14 protein-coding genes are annotated in these 11346 nt (G+C 67.8%); 2 read left to right on the top strand and 12 right to left on the bottom strand.

Annotated features, from left to right (window positions below; genetic code table 11):
• Positions 1–423: 423 nt before the first annotated feature.
• The 12 genes from ACXRVZ_RS20005 to ACXRVZ_RS19950 form a co-directional block, all read right to left on the bottom strand.
• Positions 424–1893: a Do family serine endopeptidase gene (locus ACXRVZ_RS20005; protein WP_457423656.1), complete on the bottom strand. Its 1470-nt coding sequence runs from the start codon at positions 1891–1893 to the stop codon at positions 424–426.
• 41 nt (positions 1894–1934) lie between these two features.
• Positions 1935–2474: a sigma-E factor negative regulatory protein gene (locus ACXRVZ_RS20000; RefSeq protein ID WP_457423654.1), complete on the bottom strand. Its 540-nt coding sequence runs from the start codon at positions 2472–2474 to the stop codon at positions 1935–1937.
• Positions 2471–3055, bottom strand: a complete 585-nt coding sequence (locus ACXRVZ_RS19995) for a sigma-70 family RNA polymerase sigma factor (RefSeq protein WP_457423652.1) — start codon at positions 3053–3055, stop codon at positions 2471–2473. Before ACXRVZ_RS19995 ends, ACXRVZ_RS20000 begins: the two co-directional genes overlap by 4 nt.
• The gene (locus ACXRVZ_RS19990; RefSeq protein WP_457423650.1) at positions 3052–3465 is read right to left on the bottom strand and encodes a hypothetical protein; all 414 of its coding nucleotides are present in this window, start codon (positions 3463–3465) and stop codon (positions 3052–3054) included. The genes ACXRVZ_RS19995 and ACXRVZ_RS19990 overlap by 4 nt, the downstream gene beginning before the upstream one ends.
• A 12-nt stretch (positions 3466–3477) precedes the next feature.
• Entirely contained in the window at positions 3478–4722 is a 1245-nt protein-coding gene (fabF, locus tag ACXRVZ_RS19985; RefSeq protein ID WP_457423648.1) for a beta-ketoacyl-ACP synthase II, read from the bottom strand.
• Between the two features lie 51 nt (positions 4723–4773).
• Positions 4774–5013: an acyl carrier protein gene (gene acpP / locus ACXRVZ_RS19980; RefSeq protein WP_056204266.1), complete on the bottom strand. Its 240-nt coding sequence runs from the start codon at positions 5011–5013 to the stop codon at positions 4774–4776.
• A gap of 111 nt (positions 5014–5124) precedes the next feature.
• The gene (fabG, locus tag ACXRVZ_RS19975; protein WP_457423646.1) at positions 5125–5868 is read right to left on the bottom strand and encodes a 3-oxoacyl-ACP reductase FabG; all 744 of its coding nucleotides are present in this window, start codon (positions 5866–5868) and stop codon (positions 5125–5127) included.
• Between the two features lies 1 nt (position 5869).
• Positions 5870–6817, bottom strand: a complete 948-nt coding sequence (gene fabD / locus ACXRVZ_RS19970; protein WP_457423644.1) for an ACP S-malonyltransferase — start codon at positions 6815–6817, stop codon at positions 5870–5872.
• An 11-nt stretch (positions 6818–6828) separates the two neighbouring features.
• Positions 6829–7827 carry a beta-ketoacyl-ACP synthase III gene (locus ACXRVZ_RS19965; protein WP_457423642.1) on the bottom strand — a complete coding sequence of 333 codons (999 nt, stop codon included), beginning with the start codon at positions 7825–7827 and terminating at the stop codon, positions 6829–6831.
• Entirely contained in the window at positions 7824–8918 is a 1095-nt protein-coding gene (plsX, locus tag ACXRVZ_RS19960) for a phosphate acyltransferase PlsX (protein WP_457423640.1), read from the bottom strand. Before plsX ends, ACXRVZ_RS19965 begins: the two co-directional genes overlap by 4 nt.
• A 131-nt stretch (positions 8919–9049) precedes the next feature.
• A complete protein-coding gene (rpmF, locus tag ACXRVZ_RS19955; protein WP_056204281.1) occupies positions 9050–9235 on the bottom strand; it encodes a 50S ribosomal protein L32 in 186 nt (61 codons plus the stop codon).
• Positions 9236–9405: 170 nt separating this feature from the next.
• Positions 9406–9972: a YceD family protein gene (locus tag ACXRVZ_RS19950; protein ID WP_457423638.1), complete on the bottom strand. Its 567-nt coding sequence runs from the start codon at positions 9970–9972 to the stop codon at positions 9406–9408.
• 31 nt (positions 9973–10003) lie between these two features.
• Between ACXRVZ_RS19950 and ACXRVZ_RS19945 the strand changes: the two genes are divergently transcribed.
• Entirely contained in the window at positions 10004–10579 is a 576-nt protein-coding gene (locus ACXRVZ_RS19945) for a Maf family nucleotide pyrophosphatase (RefSeq protein ID WP_457423636.1), read from the top strand.
• On the top strand, positions 10576–11337 hold the full coding sequence (locus ACXRVZ_RS19940) for an SAM-dependent methyltransferase (protein ID WP_457423634.1): 762 nt from the start codon (positions 10576–10578) through the stop codon (positions 11335–11337). The genes ACXRVZ_RS19945 and ACXRVZ_RS19940 overlap by 4 nt, the downstream gene beginning before the upstream one ends.
• Positions 11338–11346: the final 9 nt, after the last annotated feature.

Below are 11346 nucleotides of genomic sequence, written 5' to 3'. Positions count from 1 at the left end.
CGTGCTGAAGCTAAAAAAAAGGCACGTCGAAGAGGCGACGTGCCTTCCAACAAAGGTTTGGCAACTGCTTGTTGGGACTTCATTGTAGCCAAAAGGGTCGGCCGACAAGCCGCACCAGCATTGGTTTTCCGCCCGTTGCAGGCCGCCAACAAGGATTTTTAACCACAGGTTATCCACAAGTTCTTGTGGATGGCCTGTGGATCAAATCCAAGCGTTGCCAGCAGCCCACGATTGCATTGCCAGACACCGCTTTCAGGCGGCGTCAACGGCGCATTTTAGCGGCCAGCGCGAACAATCCCGCCTGCCGCGAAAAAGTTAGCCGGCGCCAACTTCCAGAAACGGTGGACAACCTTTGACCGCCAACCGTCTCGCCTTGCCGCATCGCGGAAAGCCCGAGCGGCTGGCGCTGTTATCCACGCCGAATCAGGGGACAGGCTTCAGCAGCACGAAGTTGGTGACGTCGTCACGGCGCACGACGAGGTTCATGGACTTGGCCTTGTCCGCCTTGGCCAGTTGCGCCTGCAAGGCCTTGACCGAGTTCACCTCGACGTTGTCGATCGACAGGATGAAGTCCCCCTCACGCAGGCCGGCACGGGCGGCGGCGCCGGTGGCGCCGTCCACCTTGACACCGGACTTGAGCTTGAGCTCCTTGCGCTGAGCGTCGGTCAGGTCGGACACCTTCAGTCCCAGCGCCGCGCTCGGGCCGGTGGCGGGCGCCGGCTCCTTGCTGGCCTCGGTGCTTTCGCTGCCCGGCTTCTTGCTGCGCTCGTCTTCGCCGATGGTGACGACGATCTCCTTGGTCGCGCCGCGGCGGAACACCGTCAGCGTCGTCTTGGCGCCGGGCTTGACGTTGGCCACCAAGCGACGGAGGTCGGCCGCCTTGTCCACGGTCTTGCCGTCGACCTTGGTGACGACATCGCCGCCTTCGACGCCCGCCTTCTCGGCCGGGCTACCGGCCACGACGGAACGGATCACGGCGCCCTGTGGCTTGCCCAGACCGATGGCCTCGGCGATCTCCTTGGTGATGTCGTCAGGCAGCACGCCCAGGTAGCCGCGCACGACGCGGCCACCGGCGCGCAGCTCGTCGGCCACGCGGACGGCGTCGGCGATGGGAATCGCGAACGAGATGCCCATGTAGCCGCCGTTCTGGCTGTAGATCTGCGAGTTGATGCCGATGACCTCGCCGCGCATGTTGACGAGCGGGCCGCCGGAATTGCCGGGGTTGATGGCCACATCGGTCTGGATCAGCGGCAGCAGGTCGCCGGTATCGCGCTGCTTGGCGCTGATGATGCCGGCCGTGACGGTGTTCTCCAGGCCGAAGGGCGAGCCGATGGCCATGACCCACTCGCCCACCTTGGCCTTGTTGCTGTCGCCAACCTTGACGAACGGCAGGCCGGTGGCCTCGATCTTGACGACGGCGACGTCGGAGCGTTGGTCGGCACCGATGAGCTTGGCCTTGAGTTCGCGCTTGTCGGTCAGCGTGACGATGACCTCGTCGGCACCCTGCACGACGTGGGCGTTGGTCAGCACATAGCCGTCGGCGCTGAGGATGAAGCCGGAGCCGACGCCGCGGCGCATCGGGCCGTCGTCGTCCGGCGTGCCGCCGCCGCGCGGCGCGCCACGGCGCTGGTTGGGCACGGGGATGCCGAAGCGGCGGAAGAACTCTTGCATCTGCTCGTTCATCTCCGCCTGGCCTTCGGGCACCTTGAACTTCTCGGCCGTGCGGATGTTGACGACCGCCGGGCCGACGCGCTCCACCAGTTCGCTGAAGTCCGGCAGCTCGCGGTCCTGGGCCGCGGCCGGCGCTTGGCCAAGGGCGAGCGCAAGGGCCAACGCGGTGCCAGACAGCAGCAGGCGCTTGCGCGCGATGGGGAGGCGGTTCTCAGCGTGCATAGAAAGTTCCAGGTTCAACGGGCAGCGGGTGGTTGAGCGTTTCAGGGTAGAGGACGGGACGCCGCCTGCTCGGGCAGGGCAAGGCCCCAATCGACGATCTCCGGCGGCGCATCGCCGACCGAGCCGGTGTCGCGCACACCGCCCCAGGATGGCAGCGTACGGCCTGCGGCGGTCTGGGCAAAGCTCATGCCCGTAAGCCCCTGCGCGCGCGGTGTTGTGAATGGTGCAGCGGCGACCAGGCCATCCGGCGACGAGGGCGTTCGCAGCGCCCCCAGGCCGATGGCCACGGCGACGAAACCGGCAGCAACGGCGAATGGCGCGAACCAGTCGCGACGGCGCGGGTGCGAAACGACGGGCGCGGGCATGTGCGCATGCAACGCGTCCAGCAGCACCTGGGGTTCACGGTGCAGCGCGGGCAGTTCGGCAGAGCGCAGGCCGTCGCCGGCCGCGTGCCACAGCGCCCAGCGCTCGCGCAGCGCCGGGTCTGCCGCCCAGGCGGCGTTCACGCGCGCCCACTCGGCGGGCGTCGCGCGGCCATCCATCACGGCGGACAACGCCTCGTTCAGTGAATCGACGGTCATCGCCACCCTCCCCCGCTCAGCAGCGGTCGCAGCCGCACTGCCAGCGCCTCCCGGGCTCGGAAGATGCGCGAACGCACCGTGCCCGGCGGGCAGTCCATCAGGTCGGCAATCTCGTCGTAGCTCAAGCCATCCACCTCTCGCAGCAGCAACGCCCGGCGTTGATCCTCGGCCAGGCCTTCGACCGCCTCGTTGAGCCCATGTGCCAACTGGCGGCTGGCGAGCAGGGTTTCGGGGGTCGCATCGTCGGTTGGATGCGCGTCGGTGCCGAAAGTTCCCTCGTCGTCGTCAAGAGACTCGACGGGCCGCTGGCGCGCACGGTGACGCTGTGCAGCGTTGATGGCGATGCGGTAGACCCAGGTGTAGAAGGCGCTGTCGCCGCGAAACGCCGGCAGCGCACGGTAGGCGGCCAGGAAGGTCTCCTGGCAGAGGTCGGCCACATCGGCAGGATCGCGCACGCTGCGCGACAGCAGGCGCTCGACACGACGCTGGTACTTCAGCACCAACATGTCGAAGGCGGCGCGGCTGCCGGCCTGGGCCTCGCGCACCAGCAGCGCGTCGGCGTCGGGGCCCTGGGCGTTCATGGGCGCACCTGCGGCGCCGCGAACAGCGTGGCGCGCAACGCCGTCCAGTGCGGGGCCTGCTGGCTGCGCGCCAGCGGCAGCCAGCGTGGGCCGGGGCTGGCACGCAGCAACAGCCAGGCATCGAGGTCGATCAGCACGGCGAGTTGGACGGCGGTTTCTTCATCGCGATCAGCGTCGGCCAGCCACCAGGCCTGGCCATCCCAGCGCAAGCGGCGCGGCAACACGGCAGCGGCACGCCAGGCGTAGAGAACGGCGAGAGGCACGGCCAGCAATCCCGGCCAGACCGACGAGTGATGGCTGATGGCCCAGGCAGACACGCCGCTCGAAGCCAGCCCGGCAATCAACGCCACGACGGCCTGCACGGCAGGCTGGGGCAGCAACTGCACGACGACGGGCGGCGTGCGGCGCATCTCCGGGCGGGCCTAGACCCGCTTGAAGATCAGCGTGCCGTTGGTGCCGCCGAAGCCGAAGTTGTTCTTCGCGGCGATGTCGATCTTCATGGGCCGCGCCTCGTTGGCGCAGTAGTCCAGGTCGCACTCGGGGTCCTGGTTGAAGATGTTGATCGTCGGCGGGGCGACCTGGTCGCGGATGGACAGCGCGGTAAACACCGACTCGATACCGCCCGCGCCGCCCAGCAGGTGGCCGGTCATGGACTTGGTCGAGCTGATGACCATGTTCTTGGCATGATCACCAAAGGCCAGCTTGATCGCGTTGGTCTCGTTCACGTCGCCGAGCGGCGTGGACGTGCCGTGGGCGTTCATGTACTGGATCTGGTCGGGGTTCAGCCCGGCGTTGCGCAGCGCCGCGCGCATGGAGCGCTTGGGGCCGTCAACGTTGGGTGCGGTCATGTGGTACGCGTCCGCGCCCATGCCGAAGCCGACCAGCTCGCAATAGATCTTGGCGCCGCGCTTCTTGGCGTGTTCGTACTCTTCGAGGACCAGCACGCCAGCCCCCTCGCCCAGCACGAAACCGTCACGGTCCTTGTCCCAGGGGCGGGACGCGGTCGCGGGATCGTCGTTGCGGGTCGAGAGGGCTCTTGCGGCCGCGAAGCCGCCGATGCCCAGCGGCGACACCGCACCTTCGGCACCGCCCGCAATCATCACGTCAGCATCGCCGTACTCGATGAGGCGGCCGGCTTCACCGATCGCGTGCAGGCCCGTCGTGCAGGCCGTCACGATCGCCAGGTTGGGTCCCTGGAAGCCGAAGTTGATGGAGACGTGGCCCGAGATCATGTTGATGATCGAGGCCGGGATGAAGAACGGCGAGATGCGGCGCGGGCCGCGGTTCATCAGCTCGGTCTTGGTTTCCTCGATCAGCGGCAGGCCGCCGATGCCGGAACCCACGAGCACGCCGATGCGCTCGGCCTGCTCTTCGGTGAGCTGATCTCCGGTGGGAATGCCGGAGTCGCGGACCGCCTGGAAGGCCGCCGCCAGCCCGTAGTGGATGAAGCCATCCATGTGCCGGGCTTCCTTGGCGGGGATGTACTCCTCGATGTTGAAGCCCTTGACCTCACCCGCGAAGTGACATGCCAGGTTGCTGGCATCAAAACGGGTGACGGTGGCTATACCGGAACGCCCGGCGAGGATATTGGCCCAGCCCTCGGCAACAGAGTTGCCGACAGGACTGATCAAGCCAAGACCGGTGACGACAACACGGCGACGGCTCATGCGGTACGGATCAGAGAGTTGCGAGAGAAGGGACTGAGGCCGAAAAGGCGCTCAGGCCTTCTGGTGCTTGACGGCGTAGTCGATCGCCAGCTGCACGGTGGTGATCTTCTCGGCTTCTTCGTCGGGGATTTCGATGCCGAACTCGTCTTCGAGGGCCATCACCAGTTCCACGGTGTCCAGAGAATCGGCGCCCAGGTCGGCAACGAAAGCCTTCTCGTTGGTGACGTCGGCTTCCGCCACGCCGAGTTGCTCGGCGATGATTTTCTTGACTCGTGCTTCGATATCGCTCATGACACTCCTCCAGGAGGGGTTTGCAGAAAACAGCCCAGCATTCTAAGGGCTCTAGAGTTGCACCCCTAAGTCGGGGGGCAGGCAGAAATTTGCGGCAGCTTATGCAGGCCCTCAGGCCATGTACATGCCGCCGTTGACGTGCAGCTCGGACCCGGTGATGTAAGCACCCCCAGGTGACGCCAGGAAGACGACCGCTGCGGCGATTTCCTCGGGCGCGCCGAGGCGGCCCAGCGGGATCTGGGACAGCAGCGCGGCCTTCTGGACCTCGGGCAGCACCTCGGTCATGTCGGTGGCGATGAAGCCCGGCGCGACACAGTTGACGGTGATGCCGCGGCTGCCGAGTTCGCGGGCCAGCGAGCGGGTCAGGCCCGCCACGCCGGCCTTGGCCGCCGCGTAGTTGGCTTGGCCGGCATTGCCGGAGGCGCCGACGACTGAGGTGATGTTGATGATGCGGCCGGAGCGCTGCTTCATCATCGGCTTGGTCACCGCGCGGGCGAGGCGAAAGACGGCCTTGAGATTCGTGTCCAGCACGGCGTCCCAGTCGTCATCCTTCATGCGCATGGACAGCGTGTCACGCGTGATGCCGGCGTTGTTGACGAGGACGTGCAGGCCGCCTTCCCTGGCGACGATGTCGTCGACGGCGGCCTGGCTGGCGGCGGCGTCGGTCACGTTCAACGCGATGCCACGGCCGCCGTGGGGGCCAAGAGCCTCGGTGATGCCGGCCGCGCCGGACTCGGTCGTCGCGGTGCCGATGACGCGCCAGCCTTCGTTGGCGAGCGCAAGCGCAATCGCACGGCCGATGCCGCGGCTAGCGCCGGTAACGAGGGCGACGCCCTTGGATGCGGATTCAGTCATCTCAGCCCCCTCCCAGCAGCGAACGGGCCTCGGCCAGCGAGGCGGGGTCGAAGACGCAGGCGGCCTGCAACTCGGCGTCGATGCGCTTGGCCATGCCGCTCAGCACCTTGCCGGGACCGGCTTCGATGAGGTGGTTCACACCGCGGGCCTTCAGTGCCTGCACGACCTCTACCCAGCGCACAGGCCCAAAGGCCTGGCGGTAGAGGGCGTCGCGCAGCGCGTCGACGTTGGCGGTGATGGCCACGTCGATGTTGTTGATGACGGGGAAGGCGGCCGGCAGGAACTGCACCGTTGCCAGCTTCTCCTTCAGCCGCTCGGCGGCCGGCTTCATCAGGCTGGAGTGGAAAGGCGCCGAAACCGGCAGCGGCAGCGCGCGCTTGGCGCCTGCGGCCTTCAGGATGTCGGCGGCCTTCTCGGCGCCGGCCTTGCTGCCAGCGATCACGGTCTGCTTGGGATCGTTGAAGTTGACGGCCTCGATGGCCTCGCCCGTCTCGGCGGCGGCCTGCGCGCAACCCGCGCGCACCGCCTCGCCTTCCAGGCCCAGGATGGCGTACATCGCACCGACACCCACGGGCACCGCTTCCTGCATGGCCTGGGCGCGAAAGCGCACCAGCGGCAGCGCATCGGCCAGGCTCAGTGCGCCAGCGGCGACCAGGGCCGTGTACTCGCCCAGCGAATGGCCAGCGGCGGCCACGGGCACCGCACCGGTTTCAGCGACGAAGGCGCGCCAGCAGGCGATGCCGGCCGTCAGCATGACGGGCTGGGTGTTGGTGGTCAGGTCCAGTTGGTCCTTGGGACCGGCGTGGATCAGCGCGGCGATGTCCTCGCCGAGGGCGGCGGAGGCTTCTTCGAGCGTCAGTCGGACTTCAGGATGGTCGCCCCAGGCGTCGAGCATGCCGACGGCCTGCGAACCCTGGCCGGGGAAAACAACTGCAAAAGGTGCGGTCATTGATATTGGGATCAGTATTTCAAAAGGGCGGCGCCCCAGGTGAAGCCACCGCCAACGCCTTCCAGCATCACGGTGTCGCCACGCTGGATGCGGCCGCTGCGCACCGCGACATCCAGCGCCAGCGGCACGGAGGCGGCCGACGTGTTGCCATGCTCGTCGACGGTGACGATGAGCTTGTCCATCGACATGCGAAGCTTCTTGGCCGTGCCCTGCATGATGCGGATGTTGGCTTGGTGGGGGATCAGCCAGTCGATGTCTGCATCCGTCATGCCGGCCTTGTCGAGCACCGAACGGGCCACCTTCTCCAGCAAGCCGACGGCGAGCTTGAAGACGGCCTGGCCATCCATCCTCAGCAAGGGCGAGCCCATCACCTGGCCGCCGGAGACGGTGCCAGGCGTGCAGAGGATGTCGGAATGGCGCGCGTCGGCATGCAGTTCGGTGGCGAGGATGCCCGGCTCGTCGCTGGCACCCAGCACGACGGCACCGGCGCCGTCGCCGAACAGCACGCAGGTCGTGCGGTCCTTGAAGTCGAGGATGCGCGAGAACACCTCGGCGCCGACGACGAGGGCCTTGGTTGCACCGCCGCTCTTGATCATCGAGTCGGCCACGCTGAGCGCGTAGATGAAGCCCGAGCAAACGGCTTGCACGTCGAAGGCCGCGCAGCCGAACACGCCGAGCTTCTTCTGCAGCAGGCACGCGCTGGACGGGAAGACCATGTCGGGCGTGGACGTCGCAACGATGATGAGGTCCAACTCCTCGGCTTTGATGCCGGCGGCTTCCAGCGCGCCCAGTGCAGCGGGGAAAGCCAGGTCGCTGGCGCCCTGGTCGGCTTTCGCAAAGTGGCGGGCGCGGATGCCGGTGCGCTCAACGATCCAGTCGTCCGAGGTCTCGACACCGTCCGCGGCGAGGCGCTCGGCCAGGGCCTGGTTGGTGACCCGGTCAGCAGGCAGATAACTGCCGGTGCCGAGGATGCGCGAATAGCGGGGTGAGGTGTGTCCAGATGGGCTCATGCGGCCTGGGCGGCAGGCGCCGCCTTGTCTCCAGCATCTGTCGCCTTCGCCTGCAGCGTGGCGACGATGCGGTCGTGTACCCGGTCCAGCAGCCGGTTGCGGGCGGCATCATAAGCGCGCGCCAAAGCCTGCTCGAAGGCGAAGGCATCGGCCGAGCCATGGCTTTTAAAGACCAGGCCGCGCAGGCCCAGCAGCGCTGCGCCGTTGAAGCGGCGATGGTCGACGCGGGCCTTGAAGGCCTTCAGGATGGGCAGCGCCAGCAGCGCGACCAGCTTGGTCAGCAGGTTGCGGCTGAACTCTTCCTTGATGAAGGCGCCGATCATGGTGGCCAGGCCCTCGGAGGTCTTGAGCATGACGTTGCCGACGAAGCCGTCGCAGACCACGAGGTCCGTCGTGCCCTTGTAGATGTCGTTGCCCTCGACATTGCCGAAGAAGTTCAGCTGGCCGGCCGCACCGGCTGCGCGCAGCAGTTCGCCGGCCTGCTTGATGGTCTCGCTGCCCTTGATGGCTTCCTCGCCGATGTTGAGCAGGCCGACGCTGGGCTCCTCGATGCCTTCGACAGCCGACACCAACGCGCTACCCATGACGGCGAACTGCAGCAGGTGCTCGGCCGTGCAGTCGACATTGGCGCCGAGGTCCAACACCGTCGTGAAGCGGCCGCGCTGATTGGGCACGACGGTGGCAATCGCGGGGCGGTCGATGCCGTCCAGCGTCTTCAGCAGGTAGCGGGCCACGGCCATCAGCGCGCCGGTGTTGCCCGCGGACACGCAGGCGTGGGCCTGGGCCGGGTGGCCGTCACGGTCGGCCTTGAGCTGCTGGATGGCGATGCGCATGGACGAATCGCGCTTGCGGCGCAAAGCCACCTCGACCGGATCGTCCATCGTGATGACTTCGCTGGCCGCCACGATTTGGCAGCGTGGCCAGGCGGCGGCAGCGGTCAGTTCCTCGGGTTTGCCGACGAGGATGAGCTCCGCGCCGGGATGCTTATCGAGGAAGGCGCGGCAGGCCGGCAGCGTGACCGAAGGGCCGTGGTCGCCGCCCATGCAATCGACGGCAAGGCGAACGGGATCAGGCAGGGTCGCGTGGGTCATCGAGGCAAATGCAGTTCAGAAAAGACCAAACCCGGCGCTGCGCGTGGCGCAGGCCGGGTCGGCAGATTCAGTGGTGTGCACCGCAACTGGGGCGGCGCGGGACCGCAGGCCTCTGGGAGGCCTGTTCAAGCTCAGGCCGCGTCGGCCTTGCTCTTCAGCACCTTGCGACCACGGTAGAAACCGGTGGGGCTGATGTGGTGACGCAGGTGCACTTCGCCCGTCGTCGGCTCGATGCCCGTGCCCGGCGTGACCAGGGCATTGTGCGAACGGTGCATGCCGCGCTTGGAAGGCGACTTCTTGTTTTGCTGAACAGCCATGAAATTCTCCGAAATCTGCGGGGTTTGGGTTTGCGACCCCTGGAAAAGTCTCAAGCGGGAACACAGCTCGAGCCCCAGGCCGCAGAAAAGCCCACGAGTGTAGCAGCGAATGCGTTGCTCGCCAAGCCAGGCTGGTTAAAACGTCCGGCAGGGCGAGCCGGCTCATGGCCTCAGGCGCTGCCGCCGCGCTTGAGCGCCGCGAGTGCGGCGAAGGGATTGGGGCGCTCGCCCTCCCCGTCTTCGGCGGCCGGCTCGTCGGCGTCATCCACGTGGGTCAGCGGCTCGGGGCAGACCTCGTGGCGCGGCACCAGCGGCAGGGCCAGCAACACTTCGTCCTCGATGAGCTCGCGGGCGTCCAGGTGGCGCGGCAAGGCCAGCACGTCGTCGTCGCTGTCGGCGTCCAGCGCCGCGGCTTCAGCTTCAGTGTCGACGAAGCGGATCCAGCGGTCGATATCGACATGCTCCTCAACGGGCTTCAGGCAGCGCTGGCAGGTCAGCGCGACCTTGACCTGTGCCGTCACCCGCAGCCAGCTCTGGACCTTGCCGCCCTTGGCCTGGCGGGTCTCGCCCAGCAGACGCCAGTGCAGTGCCGGCCAGCCCTGCGCGGGCGCGTCAGGCGCGGCGGAATCGGCCAGGCGCTCCAGCGAAGCGGCCGGCCAGTCGCCCTGCAGGCTCGCGCCATCGTGGATGAAGGCAGCGAGGTCGAGCTTCTCGGGAACAAAGGCGCGCGGTTTCATGGTCCGAAGTTTAGGCGGGCGAGAATGATCCATGCCTCAGCTGATCCTTGCTTCGACGTCACGCTACCGCCAGGAATTGCTTTCCCGCCTGCGCCTGCCCTTCGAGGCCGTGGCGCCGGAGGTCGACGAGACTGCCTTGCCCGGCGAAGCCCCCGCCGCGCTGGCCGAGCGACTGGCGCTGGCCAAGGCGCGCGTCGTGGCCGCGCGCTTCCCCGGCGCTATCGTCATCGGTTCTGACCAGGTGGCCGACCTGGCCGGCGACGCCATCGGCAAGCCGGGCACGCACGAGGCCGCAGTCGCCCAGCTGCGCCGCATGAGCGGCCGCGAGGTCGTCTTCCAGACCGCCGTGGCCATCGTCGCGCCGGGCCTGGCCGCCATCGAGCGCGCCGAGGTCCGCGTGCGTGTGCGCGAGCTGAGCGACGCCGCCATCGAGGCCTATCTGCGCGCCGACCAACCCTATGACTGCGCCGGCAGCGCCAAGGTCGAGAGCCTGGGCATTGCGCTGCTGGACGCTGTCGAATCCGACGACCCGACCGCACTGATCGGCCTGCCCTTGATTCGCACCTGCGCCCTGCTGCGCCGCGCCGGCCTGGAGCCTCTCGCATGACCCTTGGAAAACTGATCCTGATGCCCAACACGCTGGACTTCGGCGTGGACGATTCGCTTGACCTGCGCGAGGTGCTGCCGCAGCGCGTCATCGAGACGGCGGCGCGACTGACGCACTGGGCGGCCGAGAACGCGAAGACGACGCGCTCGCTGCTCAAGCGTGTCGACGCCGTCGCCCCGCTGGTGCAGCCGCTGCAGGCCATGCAGATCACCGAACTGCCGCGCCCACCCAAGGGTGGCCGGGGCGGCGGCGACGACGCGGCAGCCTGGCTTGCGCTGCTGGACCCAATCCAAGCCGGGCATAACCTCGGCCTGATCTCCGAGGCGGGCCTGCCGGCCGTGGCCGATCCCGGCGCGCGCCTGGTGGCCCTGGCCCACGAGGCGGGCATCGAGGTGGTGGCGCTGGCGGGGCCCAGCTCCCTGCTGCTGGCGCTCGCGGCCAGCGGCCTGAACGGCCAGAGCTTCGCCTTCGTCGGCTATCTGCCGGTGGACGCCAACGCGCGCACGGCACGCATCCGTGAACTGGAGGCGCTGTCGGCCAAGGCGCAGCAGACGCAATTGCTGATCGAGACGCCCTACCGCAACGAGACGCTGAACCAGGCCTTGCTGGCCGCGCTGAAACCCGCCACGCGGCTGTCGATCAGCGTCGGCCTGACGCTGCCCGGCGGCTGGACACAGACCGCCACGGTGGCCGACTGGCGCATCAATCGCACGAAGCTGTCCGACCGCATCCCTGCGGTCTTCTCGCTGCTGGCTTGATGCAGGGGC

Source organism: Roseateles sp. P5_E8 (genome assembly GCF_054177665.1).
The sequence above is the reverse complement of the archived record's forward strand: the minus strand, read 5'-3'. Positions and strand labels throughout refer to the sequence as shown.